The 15,766-nt window shown below is 71.9% G+C and carries 17 protein-coding genes and 1 tRNA gene; 12 read left to right on the forward strand and 6 right to left on the reverse strand.

Features of this window, described 5'->3' with window-relative positions; translation table 11 throughout:
• Positions 1 to 72: 72 nt before the first annotated feature.
• The 3 genes from AB0383_RS15010 (at position 73) to AB0383_RS15020 (ending at position 3,728) form a co-directional block, all read left to right on the forward strand.
• On the forward strand, positions 73 to 876 hold the full coding sequence (locus AB0383_RS15010; RefSeq protein ID WP_364175420.1) for an IclR family transcriptional regulator: 804 nt from the start codon (positions 73 to 75) through the stop codon (positions 874 to 876).
• The gene (locus AB0383_RS15015; RefSeq protein WP_364175417.1) at positions 866 to 1,888 is read left to right on the forward strand and encodes a serine hydrolase domain-containing protein; all 1,023 of its coding nucleotides are present in this window, start codon (positions 866 to 868) and stop codon (positions 1,886 to 1,888) included. The genes AB0383_RS15010 and AB0383_RS15015 overlap by 11 nt, the downstream gene beginning before the upstream one ends.
• Before the next feature lie 214 nt (positions 1,889 to 2,102).
• The gene (locus tag AB0383_RS15020; RefSeq protein WP_364175414.1) at positions 2,103 to 3,728 is read left to right on the forward strand and encodes a M4 family metallopeptidase; all 1,626 of its coding nucleotides are present in this window, start codon (positions 2,103 to 2,105) and stop codon (positions 3,726 to 3,728) included.
• Between the two features lie 246 nt (positions 3,729 to 3,974).
• Here the strand turns inward: AB0383_RS15020 and AB0383_RS15025 are convergent, their stop codons facing one another.
• On the reverse strand, positions 3,975 to 4,328 hold the full coding sequence (locus tag AB0383_RS15025) for a DUF488 family protein (protein ID WP_364175411.1): 354 nt from the start codon (positions 4,326 to 4,328) through the stop codon (positions 3,975 to 3,977).
• Positions 4,329 to 4,509: 181 nt separating this feature from the next.
• Between AB0383_RS15025 and AB0383_RS15030 the strand changes: the two genes are divergently transcribed.
• Entirely contained in the window at positions 4,510 to 5,124 is a 615-nt protein-coding gene (locus AB0383_RS15030; protein WP_364175408.1) for a hypothetical protein, read from the forward strand.
• 22 nt (positions 5,125 to 5,146) lie between these two features.
• Here AB0383_RS15030 and AB0383_RS15035 read toward each other — a convergent pair whose 3' ends face one another.
• Positions 5,147 to 5,875: a TetR family transcriptional regulator gene (locus AB0383_RS15035; RefSeq protein WP_364175406.1), complete on the reverse strand. Its 729-nt coding sequence runs from the start codon at positions 5,873 to 5,875 to the stop codon at positions 5,147 to 5,149.
• Between the two features lie 109 nt (positions 5,876 to 5,984).
• On the opposite strand from AB0383_RS15035, the gene AB0383_RS15040 reads away from it, so the two are divergent.
• Positions 5,985 to 6,452, forward strand: a complete 468-nt coding sequence (locus AB0383_RS15040) for a hypothetical protein (protein ID WP_364175404.1) — start codon at positions 5,985 to 5,987, stop codon at positions 6,450 to 6,452.
• Between the two features lie 214 nt (positions 6,453 to 6,666).
• On the opposite strand, the gene AB0383_RS15045 is transcribed toward AB0383_RS15040, so the two are convergent.
• The gene (locus AB0383_RS15045) at positions 6,667 to 7,041 is read right to left on the reverse strand and encodes a hypothetical protein (RefSeq protein ID WP_364175722.1); all 375 of its coding nucleotides are present in this window, start codon (positions 7,039 to 7,041) and stop codon (positions 6,667 to 6,669) included.
• Positions 7,042 to 7,433: 392 nt separating this feature from the next.
• Between AB0383_RS15045 and AB0383_RS15050 the strand changes: the two genes are divergently transcribed.
• Positions 7,434 to 8,234, forward strand: coding sequence for an IclR family transcriptional regulator C-terminal domain-containing protein (locus AB0383_RS15050; protein ID WP_364175401.1), 801 nt, complete (start codon positions 7,434 to 7,436; stop codon positions 8,232 to 8,234).
• A 76-nt stretch (positions 8,235 to 8,310) separates the two neighbouring features.
• The gene (locus AB0383_RS15055) at positions 8,311 to 8,727 is read left to right on the forward strand and encodes a Fur family transcriptional regulator (protein ID WP_366187535.1); all 417 of its coding nucleotides are present in this window, start codon (positions 8,311 to 8,313) and stop codon (positions 8,725 to 8,727) included.
• Positions 8,728 to 8,774: 47 nt separating this feature from the next.
• Here the strand turns inward: AB0383_RS15055 and AB0383_RS15060 are convergent, their stop codons facing one another.
• On the reverse strand, positions 8,775 to 9,635 hold the full coding sequence (locus AB0383_RS15060) for a hypothetical protein (RefSeq protein ID WP_366187537.1): 861 nt from the start codon (positions 9,633 to 9,635) through the stop codon (positions 8,775 to 8,777).
• On the reverse strand, positions 9,604 to 10,602 hold the full coding sequence (locus tag AB0383_RS15065; protein ID WP_366187539.1) for an EamA family transporter: 999 nt from the start codon (positions 10,600 to 10,602) through the stop codon (positions 9,604 to 9,606). The genes AB0383_RS15060 and AB0383_RS15065 overlap by 32 nt, the downstream gene beginning before the upstream one ends.
• 69 nt (positions 10,603 to 10,671) lie before the next feature.
• On the opposite strand from AB0383_RS15065, the gene AB0383_RS15070 reads away from it, so the two are divergent.
• From AB0383_RS15070 to AB0383_RS15090, 5 genes are all read left to right on the forward strand, one after another.
• Positions 10,672 to 11,526 (forward strand): LysR family transcriptional regulator, encoded by an 855-nt coding sequence (locus AB0383_RS15070; RefSeq protein WP_366187541.1) that lies wholly within the window; start codon positions 10,672 to 10,674, stop codon positions 11,524 to 11,526.
• A 114-nt stretch (positions 11,527 to 11,640) separates the two neighbouring features.
• On the forward strand, positions 11,641 to 12,006 hold the full coding sequence (locus AB0383_RS15075; protein WP_364175386.1) for a hypothetical protein: 366 nt from the start codon (positions 11,641 to 11,643) through the stop codon (positions 12,004 to 12,006).
• 438 nt (positions 12,007 to 12,444) lie between these two features.
• Positions 12,445 to 12,518 (forward strand) — tRNA-Cys (locus tag AB0383_RS15080).
• A gap of 35 nt (positions 12,519 to 12,553) precedes the next feature.
• The gene (locus tag AB0383_RS15085; protein WP_364175383.1) at positions 12,554 to 13,009 is read left to right on the forward strand and encodes an HNH endonuclease; all 456 of its coding nucleotides are present in this window, start codon (positions 12,554 to 12,556) and stop codon (positions 13,007 to 13,009) included.
• Between the two features lie 455 nt (positions 13,010 to 13,464).
• Positions 13,465 to 14,517, forward strand: coding sequence for a helix-turn-helix domain-containing protein (locus AB0383_RS15090; protein WP_364175380.1), 1,053 nt, complete (start codon positions 13,465 to 13,467; stop codon positions 14,515 to 14,517).
• A gap of 231 nt (positions 14,518 to 14,748) precedes the next feature.
• On the opposite strand, the gene AB0383_RS15095 is transcribed toward AB0383_RS15090, so the two are convergent.
• Positions 14,749 to 15,702: an alpha/beta hydrolase gene (locus tag AB0383_RS15095; RefSeq protein ID WP_364175377.1), complete on the reverse strand. Its 954-nt coding sequence runs from the start codon at positions 15,700 to 15,702 to the stop codon at positions 14,749 to 14,751.
• Positions 15,703 to 15,766 lie beyond the last annotated feature (64 nt).

The following is a 15,766-nucleotide window of genomic DNA, read 5'->3' on the forward strand; positions in this document are numbered from 1 at the left end:
CTCCTTTCGATCGTTTCGTGAAGTGAAAGACCGTTCCGTCAGATGGAATGCGATTGCGCTAAGGTAGGCGCCGTGACCAAGGCTGTCAACGACTCGGCGAACAGTCCCCGCGGCGCGGTGGACAAGGCGCTCGAAGTGCTGGCGACACTCGCGCTCCCGGGTGGGCCGCACCGGCTCGCCGACGTCGCGAGGGCCTGCGACCTGCCGAAACCCACCGCGCACCGCATGCTGCAGACGTTCGCGGACGCCGGTTTCGCCGCCGCGACGGGCGGTGGCCAGTACGACGTCGGGCCGCGACTGCTCGGACTCTCGGCCGCCGTGCTCGCCGGCAGCCGCACCACCCGGTCCACCCGCCCCGTACTCGCCGACCTGCGGCGGCGGACCGGGCACACGGTGCACTACGCGGTGCGCCACGCCGACCGGGCGGTGTACGTGGAGAAGCTCGAGCCGCAGCAGGCGTACCGGCTGAACACGCGGCCGGGCGGCGAGGTGCCGCTGTACTGCACGGGCGTCGGGCGGGCGATCCTGTCGCGGTTGCCGGAGACCGAGGTCGACGCGGTGCTCTCCGGGCCGTTGAAGGCGTGGACGGCGAAGACTTCGACGGATCCGGCCGCCATCCGCGCTTCGCTGGCCACTGTGGACAGTCTCGGGTACGTGGTCGACGACGAGCAGTACGAGGCGCACGTGCGGTGTGTGGCGGCGCCGGTGGTGGATGCCGACGGGGTGGTCGCCGGAGCGGTCAGCGTGTCGGGGCTGACGTTCACTCTGCAGCCGGAGGCGTTTGCGGCGCTCGGCCCACTGGTGGCCGAGGCGGCGAACCGGATCTCGGCGAAGCTGGGGCCGGCCGGTTTGCAGGCGGTGTCCGATGAGGACTGAGCTGCTCGATCTTCTTGCGTCTGCGTCGGGTTTGTTCTCGGCCGCGGCGTGGTCTGTCGGCACTGCCGACGAGGTACTCGACCGCGGGGTGCTCGGTACGCGTTGGCACGGCGGCCCGGAGGCGACTGAGGACAGCCGGTGGGACCTCGCGTCGGTGACGAAGCCGGTCGTCGGGATCGTGGTGGTGGCGCTGGCCGAACGGGGGCTGCTCGACCTCGACGAGCCACTCCCCCGGCACCTGCCGGCGTATGCGGGCGGCGACAAGGCCGGGATCACCGTGCGGCAGCTGCTCGCGCACACGTCCGGGCTGCCCGGCGGCACTCCGCTCTACCGCGAACATCCGACGCGACACGCACTGCTGGAGGCGATCCGGACGGGGCCGTTGCGTTCTTCGCCCGGCACGCGGGTCGAGTATTCGTCGCAGGGGTTCATCCTGCTCGGGCTGATCGCCGAGGCCGCGGCCGGTGCGCCGCTCGACCGGCTCGTGGCGGAGCTCGTCACGCAGCCATTGGGGCTCACGGCCACCGGTTTCGGACCTGCCGAGGGGTTTCTGGCCGACGCGGTGGCCACTGAGGACTGTCCGTGGCGCGGCCGGGTCGTGTGTGGACAGGTGCACGACGAGAACGCCGTGGTGCTGGGCGGGATCTGCGGGCACGCCGGCTTGTTCGCCACGCTCGGCGACGTCGAGCGGCTCGGGCGGGCGCTGGCCGGCGGCGCGCAGGAGCTGCTCAAACCCGCGTCACACGCGGAGATGATCGCCTGCCACACCGAAGGTCTCGCGCTGCGCCGCGGACTCGCCTGGCAGGGCCTCGACGTGCCGGGCTCCCCCGTCGGCACCGCCTTGGAACCCACCGCTTACGGCCACACCGGCTTCACCGGGACCAGTCTGTGGGTCGAGCCGGAGCGTGGCCGTTTCTACGTGCTGCTGACGAACCGCGTGCACCCTTCGCGGTCCACGCCCGGGATCGAAAAGGTGCGGCGCGAATTCCACGCGCAAGCCGCGGTTCTCTGATCCCACATCCTGGACATCGGCCGTTTTCGCCGCCAGGCCCGAAGTCGTTGGCGGAGAACGAAATCCGCTCCAACGTGTCCGTTTTGGGTATTTTCCATCCAATGGCTGGACCACGATCCACTCCCTACTTTCGGCGCTTCTGAGTTTCGGACCGGAATCCGAAACTTCTTCCACGGGCCACTCGGGTTGGCCCTCCGTGCGGAAGGTAGACCGAATGTCTTCGAAACGACTGGCCGTGCTGGCTACAGCAGTTACGGCTTCGTCGATCCTCGTGGCCGCCGGTGGCGCCGCGAGCGCGTCGCCCCAGCAGACCCAGGTGAGCACCGACTCCCTCGGCCGCGTCATCGCCGTCCAGCCCGCGGCCCCCGTCGCCGCCGCACGCGGCCTCGCCGGGAATGCCGCCGCGGCCGCGCAGTCGCACACCGCGGACCTGGCCCGGCAGTTCGGTCTCGCCGTCGGCGATCTCACGCTCACCAGCGTGCAGTCCCTTCCGGGCGGCAGCGTCGCGCGGCTGCAGCAGAACGTCGGCGGGGTGCCGGTGTACGGCGCGCAGATCGTGCAGGACCTCGACGGCAGCGGCGCGCTCATGGCCGCGCTCGGCAAGACCACGCAGCGCACGCAGGGCTCGTTCCCGGCCGACGCGAAGAGCGCGCAGGACCGAGCGGCCAAGGCCGCGCACACCGCCGTGGCACAGAAGGACGCCGGCGTGCTGAAGACCGGCGCGGAAACCGCGTACTGGTACGACGCCAGCCTCGGCGGCGACGGCGCGAGCGCCACCGCCGTGCCGACCTACTTCGTGCCCGTCAACGGCGTGGACCCCGAGGACAAGTGGACGGTCGTCGTTGGCGCCGACACCGGCAAGGTCCTGCAGGTGTGGGGCGAGTCGGAGGCTGCCACCAACCGCGTGGTGTGCGACGCGAAGCGCAAGGTCGTGGACCTCGACATCGCGACGCTGGCCGACCTGCGCTGCGGCGTGGGCACCGCGTTCGGCGTGACCCGCGGTGAGGGCCAGGCCGCGGTCGCGACGGCGGACGTCAACAGTGTCTACGACTTCTTCGGCGACGCACAGAACTTCTACTCCCAGTTCGCCTCGTACGACCTGACGGCCAACATCGGCGCCGACTACCACGACGGCAAGGGCAAGGCCCTGCGCGCCACTGTGCGCATGTGCGAGGTCGAGACCGAATCGGACGGTCGCCGCCACACGCAGTGCCCGTGGGCCAACGCGTTCTGGGAAGGCGAGCAAATGGCCTTCGGCGAGGGCGTGACCACTATGGACATCACCGGTCACGAGCTCACCCACGGCGTCACCCAGCACACCTCGCAGCTCGGCAACGGCTACGCGGGCGCGCTCAACGAGGGCATGTCCGACGTGATGGGCCAGTTCATCGCCATCAAGTCCGGCGACGCCAACGTGCAGGGCGCGAACCGCTGGCTGATGGGCGCGGGCTCGTCCATCGGGCAGGTCCGGGACATGAAGAACCCGCCCAACTCGGGCGAGGGCCCCAGCCCCGACCGCGTCAACGGCCAGTTCTGGGTCGGCGCCAACGGCGACCCGCACATCGACGCCGGCGTCGTCGACAAGACGGACTACCTCATCACCGACGGCGACACCTTCAACGGCCAGACCGTCCGCAGCATCGGCGAGGACAAGGCCATCGCGCTGTGGTGGAAGGTCGAGAACCTGCTGCGCCCCACGTCCACCTTCAAGGACCTCGGCACGGCGCTGAACTCCGCCTGCATCACCAACGCCCGCACCGGCGTCGCCGGCACCACCACGGCCGACTGCACCCAGGTCGCCAACGCGGTGAATGCCACGCAGCTGAACCTGGCTCCGTAAGGCTTTTCTCCTTGGCCGCTGCCGGCGCTCGCTTCCGCGGGTGCCGGCAGCGGCTTTTTCACGTGTGCGTCGCGAACCCGGCAGTATCCGACGCCGCGGGGATGCGAGAACCGCCCAGGCCACTCGCCGTGGCAGCCGCGCAACCCGGTTGCCGTCGGCGCCCGTTCTTCGGCTGCCGGCAGCTTTCGCGTGCGTGTCGCGAACCTGCCAGCGCTCGGTGCCGCGAGCGGGGACGATGGGGCTGTGTCAGTCTTCCGAAAGCAGCTGCGCCAGGACGGCGGCCTGGCTGATGTCCAGGGCGCGGCTCGCGGTGAGCAGCGTGAGCGGACCCTGTGCGGCGCGGTCGCGCAGGGCGGCCAGGGCCTCGGCGGCCGGGCCGGGCGCGGTGAGCTCCGCGCGGTAGCGGCGGGTGAACTCGGCGAACCGGTCGGGGTCGTGCGCGTACCACTTGCGCAGCTCGGTGGTGGGCGCGACGGCCTTGCACCAGTCGTCGAGGGCGGCCTTCGCCTTGGCCAGGCCGCGCGGCCACACGCGATCCACGAGGACGCGGGTGCCGTCGTCGGGGCCGGCCGGGTCGTAGACGCGTGCGATGCGGACCATCGGGTCATTGTCGTCCATCCGATCGTCAGGCACAGCGTTATCCGGCACTGTGTCGTCAGGCACGGCGTCGTCCGGCACGGCGTCGCCAGGCACAGCGTTATCCGGCACAGCGTCGCCAGGCACAGCGTCGCCAGGCACAGCGTCGTCCGGCACAGCGTCGCCAGGCACAGTGGAGCCGGCCGTGGCTAGCGAGCCCGAGCGCAACCGGGCGACGCCGCTGGGCGAGATCGTCGCGATTCCGCTGCGCGGCGCGTGGACGGGCAACCGCGGCATTCTCCACTCCGGACACGAGATCGTGCGCACCCACGCGAGCGACCTGTGGCTCACCTGCCGGCTCGAGTTCCGCGGCCGGTGGCGCGAGCAGTGGCTGCCGCACCGCTACACGCACCTGTACTTCCACGACGAGGCCGTCTCGTTCGCCGCCGGGCACCGCCCGTGCGGGGAATGCCGTCGCGCGGACTACGTGAGGTACCGCGACGGCTGGGCCGAGGCGCTGGACGTCGCGCCGCCGTCCGCGCGGGCCATGAACCAGCAGCTGCACGCCGAACGCCTCGCCGGTCGCCGACGCCGGCTGCACGAGCTGCCGTGGACGGAGCTGCCGGATGGCGTGTTCGTCCTGCGCGAAGACGGCCCGGCACTGGTCGTGGACGGCGGCCTGACCGACTGGACGACCTCCGGCTACGGCCCGCGCCACGCCCTGCCCCGCCGCGGAACGGCCCAGGTCATCACGCCACCCGCGACCATCGCCGTCCTCCGCGGCGGCTACCCGGTCGAGATCGCCGCGACGGCACGCTGAGCAATGGCACTGAGTGCAGTTATCAGTCCTGTTCCGAGTCCTGGAAGGCCGCGCCGAGCCGCGCCATGACCTCCGGCAGCGGCGTCGCGGTACTCAACACCGCGACCACCGTCGTCTCGGCGTTCACCGGCCGAAAAGCGTCCCCCACCAGCGCAAACGCCCGCGCCGCACTCGCCGCGATGTCGTCCTTGCCGCCACTGCGCAGCCATCGCCGCAGCACATGGTTGTTCGCCGCCGCGATCGCCGCCGCGGCCACGGCCGCTCGCAGGCTCGCCGTGCCGTCACCCTGCTCGGCGAACCGCGTCTGCAGGTACCGCGCGAGCACGCGCTGGTACCGGTCGACGGTCGCGACTTCCTTGTCCCGCAACGAAGCCACCGTCCGCGTGAGCGTGAACCGCTTCAGCGACACGTCGAGGTCCGCGGCGTAGTAGTCGAGCACCAGGCTCACCGTCGAACAAGCCACCTCGACCGGATCGCGCGACGGATCCGCGCGTTCGAAGGCCTGCTCCATCTCCGTGACGATCTCGTCGTGATTGGCGAAGAGCACGTCGTCCTTGGTGTCGAAATACCGGAAGAACGTGCGGCGCCCGACCCCCGCCGCGGCGGCGATCTCGTCGACGGTCGTCGCCTCGTACCCGTTGGCCACGAACAGGTCCACGGCCGCCGAGGACAGCGCGCGGCGCAGCTGCCGTCGGCCGGCGGGCGTCGCCCCGACCCGGGTGGCCGGCGCGCGGCGCTGCGATTCCGTCATGCCCGAAGACGGTAGCAGGCCGCCTTGCTAGTGGCACTGAGTGCCGTTAGACTCGTGGTCGGACCTCGGACCCCTGTGGCCACTCCCCCACGACCGGAAGGCGTCGACGATGAGCCTCGACCAGCAGCTCCAGCCGACCGAGCTCGCGCCGGCTGAGCGCGCGCACGAGCGATTCGACGCCTACTACGGCCGGCTCTTCGGCTGGTCGGTGCGCTGGCAGGGCAGCCGGCTGTTCCTCGCGCTCGAAAACGGCCTGTGCGCCGTGACCCTGCCGAAGCTCGCCGCCGGCCCGGTGCTGCGCCACCTCGCCGACACCGGCTGCCAGGGCCCCGTCCTCGTCCTGCCGACGCAGCACGGCCCGCGCGTCGCCATCCTCGCTGAGACCGACGGCCTGGTCCCGCCCCGCACCACCCTGCCCGCCGACGTCGAACTCCTCGACTGCGGCGCCCTCGTCCCCCTGCCGATCGGCCCGCAGGTCCCCGGCGTCTCGACGGAGTGGCTCGCCGCCCCCGACCCGCGGCAGCGCTGGCTGCCGAGCCTCAGCGCGGTGCTGGCCGGGGTCCGCGTCCGCCACTGACGACGGTCGGGCGCGCCATCGTCGCTGCCCCGACCCACCGTTTGTCCAGCCGGCCGAGGTTCACGTCCGGCCGCGCCCGACCGTGATGCCCTCGGGCGAGGTCCATGGTCGTCGCCGGTCACCTCGGCCCCGGAAAATGTGCGCGCCCTGTCAAACGGCGAGTGGGCAACGCACAAGTCCTGTCAGGATTCGAACACCCCTCGCGGGGAAAGCGTCAGCGGCTGGCCGCGAGCTGTCCTCCGAGGATGGTCGCAGCCTGGTCCACGAGGTCGTCCACGCCGGCGACGAGCGACTCGATCTCGGCCCACCGGCGGCGGTCGCGGTCGACGTCGGGCGCCAGCGCGGTGTCGACGAGCAGCAGGAGCGTGTCGATCTCGTAGGCGAGGTCCGCGAGCTTCAGGAACGGCACGTGGTCCGGCGGCGAACCGGCCGCCGCGCGGGCGCACGCGGCGTGCCCCATCGAGCGGCACACGGCCTGCAGCCTGGCCCGGATCTCCTCCTTGCGGGCCCCCGCCCGCGGGACGCCGGTGCGGATGTTCCAAGCCACCGAGAGGAGGCAGCGGCCGGCGTCGTCGAGGGAGGTGTTCATCACCGGGCGAGTCTCGGCCCAGACGCGGGGGTGGCGGGCCCGCTCAGCCGTTCGACACGCGAAGGCCACCGGATCGGGTGAACGCCGCCGGGGTTTCCTTGCCGATCACCGGTTTCGCCGCATTCGGCACCACCCCTGCCCGAGTTCGGGGCGGCGATGCCGGCTCGTCCGCGAGGCAGACTTCCCCGCCGTCGTCCTTTGTGGACTCTACCGGCCGGCGGCCACGGGTCCGCGGTTCGCAGCCGCCGCGAGGCTCGTGAGCATCATGTGCACCCACAGCGTGTGCTCGGCGGTCTTCTCGATGGCGCGGCTGTCGTTCGGCTCGGCGACGAGGAAGCCGCTGGGGCCGCAACTGCCGTCCGGGCGCTGGGAGTCGAATGTACCAACGGGCCATGCGCAGGGTTTGTGCGGAGGTCGAACAAGTTTCCGTAGCTCGCACAAACCAGCCTCGCCGTCGTCGGGCTGTCAAGAATCGAGGCGGACTGCGGCGGTTCACGCGCGCGGCCGCCCGCCGCTTCCTGCTCACGCTCGCCGAGGTCGGCTACGTGCACACCGACGGCAAGCGGTTTTGGCTGCGGCCGCGGATTCTCGAGCTCGGGAACGCGTTCCTGTCGAGCCAGGGCCTCGCGCAGGTCGCGCGCCCGCACCTGGACAAGCTGGTGGCGGAGGTCGACGACTCGGCTGCACTGTGTGTGCTCGAGGACGACGAGATCGTCTACGTCGGACTGGTCCACACGCCCGCACGGCGGATCATGGCGCTCAACGTGACGATCGGCAGCCGGATCCCGGCGCACCCGTCGTCGATGGGTCGCGTGCTGCTCGCGTTCCAGCCCGAAGAGTGGCGCGCGGAGTACCTGAAGCGCGTCGAACTGCAGCCATTCACGCCGCGCACGGTGAAGGACCCGGCGAAGCTGGGCGCGATCCTCGACCGCGTGCGCGCCGACGACTTCGCGCTCGTCGACCAGGAACTCGACCTGGGGCTGCGCTCGATCGCCGTGCCGCTGCGGCACGAGGACGGGCAGGTGTACACGTCGCTGAACGTCTCTATGCACTCGACCCGGCGTTCGAAAGAAGAGATGCGCGGGCAGCTGCTCGAACCGCTGCGCCGCACCGCGGGCGAGATCGAGGCGGACCTGCGGGCCATCGCGCGGCGGCGCCAGTCGTTCGGCGTCGGCGACGAGGACGGGGCCTGAGCAGGCCGTTCCGGGTCTGATGTGACCCGGGTCCCTCGATCGGTGTCACAGAGTGGTGCGAAGTTACCATCGGGTCATGGATGACTTCGCGGTCCAGCTGAAGCGGAGGGGACTGCGGAACACGGCCCAGCGCCGGGCGGTGCTCGGTGCCGTGCGCGACCACCCGCACACCACGGCCGCCGAGATCGCGGCGGCCGTCGAGGCCGGCACAGGCGGGCTGTCGCGGCAAGGGCTCTACAACGTGCTGGACGACCTCGTCGACGTCGGTCTGCTGCGCACGCTCGAACCGGCCGGCTCGCCCGCGCGCTTCGAGCTCGACAAGCACGACAACCACCACCACCTGGTGTGCCGCGGTTGTGGCCGGATCGAGGACGTGCCGTGCGCCGTCGGCTCGGCGCCGTGCCTGCACCCGTCGTCGGCGCCCGGATTCACGATCGACGAGGCCGAGGTCACGTGGTGGGGCCAGTGCGCCGAATGTGCGGCACAGGCTTAGTCCTGCTCCGGGTTCGGCTCAGGAGTGGCGGTCTCCGGGGTGGCCGCCTAGCGGGTTGCGGTCTCGGGAGTCGCCGTCTCGTCGACGGTCAGGGTGAGCAGGCGGATCATCGCCTCCACCGGCAGCTTGCTCTCGTCCGCGTGGTCGAGAAACGACAACACGCGCAGCCCCTCCGGGGTGAGCGCCGAGGTGTCGTCGCCGATCTGCGCGCTCGCCGCTTCGAGGGTACCGAGGCCGGCGTTGTGGTGGGCGTCGCGGACGGCGTTGCGCAGCACGGCGAGTTCTGCCGGCGACGGTCCGCGTTTCTCTTCGCGCAACCGTTGGACGATTCGCACCACCTGAGGTGACCTCGCCGCCACGGACTGGCGGGCCGCGAACGACGCCACCATCCGCGGGGTCGAGCGCGTCTCCTGCGAGGAAGCCGGGATCACGGGTGCGGCGGCACCCTCCACGCGCAGGCTGTCGAGCGCCGCGGCCCGGCGTTGTTCACTTTCGCGCAGGCGCGCGAGCGGATCTTTACGCCGGGACGCCGCGAATGTTCGAGCTTCATCACGCGCGCGCTGCCCCGCCTCGGTGACGCGCGGGCGTTGCCGGCCCGTGCCCTCGGCCGCCGCCTGGCGGCGGTTGTTCTCGAACCACGCCTCGAACGACTGCCCGCGCCGCGGCGGCTCGTGGACCTCGGTCATCGCGGCCTGAGCCGCGTCGTTGAACCAGCCCTCCAGCCGCGAGCGCAGGAAGCCACCCGGACGTTCGCCGGACTGGCGGGGGCGCTGGCGCGTGCCGTCGGGCAGCGTGCTGAGCGCGATCAGCAGCGCGTCGGGGCAGTAGCCGCTGCTGTACCAGAACTCGAGCTGGCGCTCGACGTCCTCGCGCTCGTCACGCGTCAGCGTCTCCGTCACCCAGCCCATGCGCCGGAACAGGACACCGGTCGCCTGCGCGCGTTCGTGCTCGTCGCTCGGGATCACCGTCGACGGCCACGCGCGGTCCGACATCCGCACCATCCGCCACCTCCTGCACCGACGGTACGGCGCCCGCGTTCGCGCCCTTCACCCGACACGCCGCCACCGTGTTGGCCGTCACGATCACCGTGATCGCCGCCCATGCCGGGGCGTCGAGCCGCTGGTGGAGGACCACTTCGCCCACCAGCGCGGCCAGTACCGGGTTCACGCTCATGAAGACCCCGAAGAACCGCGTCGGGACCCGGCGCAGCGCCAGCAGGTCGGCGAGGAACGGCAGCGCAGACGACAGCACTCCGGCCGCGAGCGCGGCGCCGAGTGCCGCCGGCGTGGGGCGGTGGTGGAAAAACACCACGATCCCGACGGGAAGGTACAGCAGGCCGGACACGCCCGCCGCCGCGGCGGAGCCCTGCACGCCGGGCAGCCGGCGGCCGACGGTGCGGTTGAGCAGGATGTAGCAGGCCCAGCACGCGGCGGCGACCAGCGCGAGTGCGACGCCGAGGTAGTCGGTGCTGGGCCGGGGCCGCGTGAGAATTCCGACAGCCGCGGCGGCGGCCATCGCACAGGCCAGGTCCGTTCGGCGACGCGAGCCGGCCAGCGCGACGGCCAGCGGGCCGAGGAACTCCAGCGTCACGGCCAGCCCGAGGCCGATCCGGTCGATGGCGGAGTAGAGCGAGAGATTCATCGTCGCGAACACCGCCGCGAGCCCGAGCACCGGGCGCCACTGGCGAGCGGTGAACGACCGCAGCCGCGGGCGTCCCACGGCGAGCAGCAGCACGGCGGCCACCCACTGGCGCACGGCCACCACGCCGGCGGGCCCGAGCACCGGGAACGCCAGCGCCGCGGTGGCCGCGCCGAGCTGGTTCGCGGTCGCGCCGCCGAACATCAACGCCACGCCGGTGCGGTTGTCCTGGGTCATGCCGGCGAGCCTGCGGCACGGCCGTGCATGCGCAAAATGCATTCATCGCGGCACGCATACGCTGGAGTCATGGATCTGGAGCTGCGGCACCTGCGGTGCCTGGTGGCGATCGTGGACACAGGAACGTTCACGGACGCGGCGATCGAGCTCGGAGTCTCCCAAGCGGCGGTGTCGCGCACACTTCTTTCGTTGGAATCCGCACTCGGGGTGCGACTTCTCCACCGCACGAGCCGCAGCGTCACCCCGACGACGGCCGGCGTGCAGGTACTCGCCCGCGCCCGGCACCTGCTGGCCGACGCCGAAGAACTCGTGCGCGAGGCCACCACGGGGCACACCCGGCTGCGCGTCGGCCACGCGTGGTCCGCGATGGGCCGCCACACGGCCGAGTTCCAGCGCCGCTGGGCCGATCGCCACCCCGACATCGAGCTGCTGCTGGTCCGCACCAACACCGCTACGGGTGGGCTGGCCGAAGGGCTGTGCGACCTCGCCGTGATCCGCACCGCCGTGGACAACCGCAAGTACGCGCACGCGACCGTCGGCCACGAGGCCCGCTACTGCGCCATGGCCACCGACGACCCCCTGGCGCGCCGCCGCACCGTCACGCTCGCCGATCTCAGCCCGCGCGTCCTGGTGATCGACCGCCGCACCGGCACCACGACCACCGACCTGTGGCCGCCGGCGGAGCGCCCGCGCGTGGAGCCCACCCACGAGATCGACGACTGGCTGGCCGCAATCGCCACCGGTCGCTGCGTCGGCGTCACACCGCATTCCACGGTGACCCAGTACCGCCGCGACGGCATCGCCTTCCGCCGCGTGCGTGACGCGGCCCCCGTTCCGGTGCGGCTGATCTGGCACGGCCACGACCCCCATCCGGCCACGCACGCCGCGGTGGCGCTGCTGAGCGAGCTCTACCGGGCGCGCTGAAACCGCCACAGTGGACGGTCACCCCTTCGGGCGTAAGAACCGTGCGGGGGCAGACATCGGCGACTTCACGCGGGATGCTCCATTTCGGACAAACGCGAACAGGAGGGGCGTTTCATGGGGAATCTCCGGGCTGCCCTGCTGGCGGCACCACTGGTGGCCGCGAGCCTGTTCGTCGCGCCGGCTCCGGCGTCCGCGGTGCCCGCCGTCACCGATCTCGACTGCGGGTTCTTCGCGTGCAGCTGGGTGTTCAGCAAGAACACCACGAAGCTGATCTCCGAAGGCGCGCCTGCGATCCGCGTCTGCAAGAACATCCCGACGCCGGGCAATCTCGCTTGCGGCGTCGCCATCGCGGCGCTGGTCGTGACCGCGAAGAAGGCCCGCAGCGAGGGCAAGTGCGCGAAGATCACCTGGACCAAGACGCCGGCGCCGCCCCTGGGCACGTGGTGGCCGTCGGTCGAGGGTGGCAAGCGCTGCAAGTAGGTTCCCTCCGGCCGTCGGGGTCACGAGCACCCGCCGGCCGGGGAGGTGCGGGGCCGTCCCGTCCACTGTGGACGCGTGGACGGCTCCGCGATACATTTCCGGGGGCCGGCGAGGTCGTTCGCCGGGCGAATTATCACCGTTGACGCCGTCGCGCGAAGTCGGTCATGATGTGGTGGTACACCACCAACCGAGGAGTGACGAGAATGTTCGGCGGCGAAGAGCGCAAGGCTTGTCCGGGGTGCTTCGGCATCGCGGGCGACGCTCGGCGCCTGCCTTACGCCGCCGAGGCACCAGGCTCCACGCCGTGACACGCCCAGAACGCGTCGCAGCACGGAGCCGCCCGTCGGGAGACCGATCAGGGCGGCTTTTTCGTTCTCCGTGACTTTTTCGTGACATTTCCGGCGCCATTTTCCGACCCCGATTTCCGATCCCCTTTCCGACCACGTGCCCGAACGGCCAGGGAACCGCCTGCAAAGCGGGTCAAACCGGTTCGACTCCGGTCGCGGTCTCCACCCGAGCGAAAACCGAAAAGGAGGTGCCCGCCGCCATGGGTGTCCTGGTCCTCAACGCCGGCTACGAGCCCCTGCACACCGTCTCCGTCCCCCACGCGATCCGGATGCTCGTGCGCCACGTCGCCGTCGTCCACGAGAGCGACGGCGCCGACCTGGGCATCTTCCCGCGCCCGAAGGTCGTGCGGCTGCTGCGCTACGTGGTGATGAAGTGGCGCTATACCGGCCCGCCCCGGTGGTCGCGCCGCGGCGTGCTCCAGCGCGACGGCTACACGTGCGCGTACTGCGGCCGCCACGCGACGACGGTCGACCACATCATCCCGACGTCCCGCGGCGGTGAGCGCACCAGCTGGCTCAACACCGTCGCCGCGTGCGGTGGCACCGCGCGCAGCTGCAACGCCCGCAAGGCCGACCGGACCCTCGCCGAGACCGGGCTGACGCTGCGGATCACGCCGCACGTGCCCACGTGGGACCAGCTGCACCTGCTGCGCTGACCGTCCACATGCGACACCTGTGCGCGACGACCGGGCGGCGCTAGGTTGGCTCCCATGAACGGGCTGCTGTTGCGCCTCTCGGCCGTCGACTCCGACGCCGAGGCCGCGGTGCGGGTGATCGCGTACTTCGACGAGCTCGTGGCCCACCGCGCCACGATCGCCGACCTGGTCCGCGCCACGGCCTCCCTCGCCGAATGCGTCGCCGGCCTCCAACGCGGCGGCGAACCACCCTTGCGCTTCCGTCCCGACGGCACCCGTGCGGTCGGGACGGAAGCGCGCGCACGGTGGCGACTCAGCCGGGCAGCCCCACGCGCGACGGCAGGACACCGGGCGAACCTCGGCCCGGGGCAACCGACCTCGGCGGCGGGCGCGAGACCGGCAGGGAAGCTCACACAGCCGCGGCCGACCCCGGTGGACTCACGCCTGACGACGCGGCCCCGGCTCACCCCTGTCTGGTGGCGACCGGCTTCGACGACGGGCGCGAGACCCCCGCCGAGGCACGCACCCCGGCGAGCGACCTGCGCGGCGAGGCGCTGGCAGCACCACGCGCCGTCCCAACCGACCTCACCGACACACACGACGACAAGACCCCCACCCAGGAGAGCGAGCGCGGCGGCGAGGCGCTGGCAGCACCACGCGTTGTGGCGACCGAGCTCGGGGGTGAGGCCGCGGGGCGGGTGTGGCTCGAGCGGGACGGCGAGCCCGGGCCGCTCGACGATCTCGTGCTGGAGCGCTTCGCGATCGCCGCGCGGGTGCTGGGGCCGGCGCCACAGGGCGCGCAGCCGCATTTGGCGGACCCGGCGCTGGTGGAGTTGGCGCTGGGTGAGCGCGCGGCGGAGGAGGACCGGTCGCGGGCGCTCGTGTTGCTCGGGCTGGACGTGGGGCGGCCGTTGCGGGTCGTCGCGGTCGGGGCCGAGGACGGGCGCGACCCGGGCGCCGCCGCTGTCGCCCTGGTTGCTCGCGGGGGTACGGCGCTGGGTGCGCGGGTCGCGGTGGTCGGGGAGGTCGCGGCGGTGCTGGTGCAGCCCAGAGAGGGGCCGGCCACGGTGGTGGGGGTGTTGGAAAACGCACTTTCCCTGCACGCTCGCGAACGTGGGTCGTCCGGGAGTGTGCGGGTGGGGGTGGGCGATGCCGTCGCCGGGCTCCAGGCGCGGCGGTCCTGGCTACAGGCTCGCCTCGCCGAGCGCTTCGCCGTGCCCGCGACGGAGCCGCTTGTGGTCCACGAGAACCTCGGGTCGCTGACCCTCCTGGCGCAGATCCCCGCCGACCGCCTGCGGACGCAGCCCGACGTCCGAGCCCTCGACGCGCCCGACCTCGAAGCGCTCGAAGCCTTCTGCCGCAACGGTTCCCTGCGCCAGGCGGCCGTCGCGCTGCACCGCCACCACAGCTCCGTCGCCACCCGGCTCGCCCACGTGGAAGACGCGCTCGGCTGGCCGCTGGACGACCCCGCCGGCCGCTTCCGCACCCGGCTCGCCCTGCTGGCTCACCGACCGGCCCACCGCACCTGACCAGCCGCGGCCGGAGCCCGAAACCAAGCCACACAACGAAGACGCGGCGTCCGGGCGGCCACCCGGGCGCCGCGTCGCCACGCCACGTCACCACGCCACACCGCGTCGCACGCGACGGCATCACGCGACGGCACCACGCTGCGTCACCACACCGCGTCACCACGCCACGCCACGTCACGACGCCACGTCGCCACGCCACGCCGCGTCGCCACACCGCGTCGTCTCAAAACGTCAGCCCAGCTCCACACCCAGCGCCCGCGCCAGCACAGCGCGGGACTCCGCGGCCTCGCGGTGGGTAATGGTCGCGTGGCGGACCATGGCGGAGCCGTGGAAGGTACCGGGGAACAGGTGCAGCTCGGTGGTCACGCCGGCGGCCAGCAGCGCCTGCGCGTAGGCGATGCCCTCGTCGCGCAGCGGGTCGAACTCCATCACCGAGATATACGCGGGCGGGAGGTCCGCCAAGTCGGTCGCGCGGGAGGGCGCGGCGTAGACGGGCACGCCGTCGGTGCCGCGGACGCCCGGGCCGAGGTAGCAGTCCCAGCTGAGCTCGGCGTTGGGGAGGTTCCACAGTGGAGTGTCGTCGAAGCGGCGCATGCTGGGCGTCTGCAGGCGATCGTCGATCTCCGGGATGCCGAGGAACTGGAACGCGATGGCCGGCCCGCCGCGGTCGCGCGCCAGCAGCGCGAGCGCGGCGCACAGGCCGCCGCCCGCGCTGACGCCGTGGATGACCACGCGCTCGGGGTCGATGCCGAGCTCGTCGGCGTGCTTGACCGACCACACGAGCGCCGCGTAGCAGTCCTCCAGGCCCGCCGGGTACGGCGCCTCGGGCGCGAGCCGGTAGTCCACCGACACCACGACCACCCCGAGGTCCCGCGCGAGCTCGACCACGACCGCGTGATCGGTGTCGACGTCACCGACGATGAAGCCGCCGCCGTGAACGTTGAACAGCAGCGCGGGCGACGCGATGTTGTCCGGTGTGTAAATCCGAACAGCCGCGTCGGGCGCGCCCTCGGGGCCGGGCACGGTCGTGTCGCGCACGGTCACGCCGGTCTCGTCGACGTCGCCGACCAGCTCGGCCGTCATCTCCTTCATCTTTTCCCGCGCCGACACCAGGTCCCTCAGATCGCCGGTGTCGGGGATCATCGGGAGAGCGGCGGCGATCTCGGGATCGAACGCGTAGTCCATGCGGGCCTCCAGGAGTGCGGGTGCCGTCCATCCTCCCGGCCGGCACCCGCCGCGTTCATCCGCC

It is taken from the genome of Amycolatopsis sp. NPDC051373, assembly GCF_040689465.1.
In the GTDB taxonomy this organism is placed as follows: domain Bacteria; phylum Actinomycetota; class Actinomycetes; order Mycobacteriales; family Pseudonocardiaceae; genus Amycolatopsis.

Excerpts from the sequence above, each read along its gene's own strand:
- AB0383_RS15015 (WP_364175417.1), top strand. The coding sequence starts at position 866 with ATGAGGACTGAGCTGCTCGATCTTCTTGCGTCTGCGTCGGGTTTGTTC.
- AB0383_RS15020 (WP_364175414.1), top strand. The coding sequence starts at position 2,103 with ATGTCTTCGAAACGACTGGCCGTGCTGGCTACAGCAGTTACGGCTTCG.
- AB0383_RS15025 (WP_364175411.1), bottom strand. The coding sequence starts at position 4,328 with ATGGTCCGCATCGCACGCGTCTACGACCCGGCCGGCCCCGACGACGGC.
- AB0383_RS15035 (WP_364175406.1), bottom strand. The coding sequence starts at position 5,875 with ATGACGGAATCGCAGCGCCGCGCGCCGGCCACCCGGGTCGGGGCGACG.
- AB0383_RS15040 (WP_364175404.1), top strand. The coding sequence starts at position 5,985 with ATGAGCCTCGACCAGCAGCTCCAGCCGACCGAGCTCGCGCCGGCTGAG.
- AB0383_RS15045 (WP_364175722.1), bottom strand. The coding sequence starts at position 7,041 with ATGAACACCTCCCTCGACGACGCCGGCCGCTGCCTCCTCTCGGTGGCT.
- AB0383_RS15050 (WP_364175401.1), top strand. The coding sequence starts at position 7,434 with ATGCGCAGGGTTTGTGCGGAGGTCGAACAAGTTTCCGTAGCTCGCACA.
- AB0383_RS15055 (WP_366187535.1), top strand. The coding sequence starts at position 8,311 with ATGGATGACTTCGCGGTCCAGCTGAAGCGGAGGGGACTGCGGAACACG.
- AB0383_RS15060 (WP_366187537.1), bottom strand. The coding sequence starts at position 9,635 with ATGGGCTGGGTGACGGAGACGCTGACGCGTGACGAGCGCGAGGACGTC.
- AB0383_RS15065 (WP_366187539.1), bottom strand. The coding sequence starts at position 10,602 with ATGACCCAGGACAACCGCACCGGCGTGGCGTTGATGTTCGGCGGCGCG.
- AB0383_RS15070 (WP_366187541.1), top strand. The coding sequence starts at position 10,672 with ATGGATCTGGAGCTGCGGCACCTGCGGTGCCTGGTGGCGATCGTGGAC.
- AB0383_RS15075 (WP_364175386.1), top strand. The coding sequence starts at position 11,641 with ATGGGGAATCTCCGGGCTGCCCTGCTGGCGGCACCACTGGTGGCCGCG.
- AB0383_RS15085 (WP_364175383.1), top strand. The coding sequence starts at position 12,554 with ATGGGTGTCCTGGTCCTCAACGCCGGCTACGAGCCCCTGCACACCGTC.
- AB0383_RS15095 (WP_364175377.1), bottom strand. The coding sequence starts at position 15,702 with ATGGACTACGCGTTCGATCCCGAGATCGCCGCCGCTCTCCCGATGATC.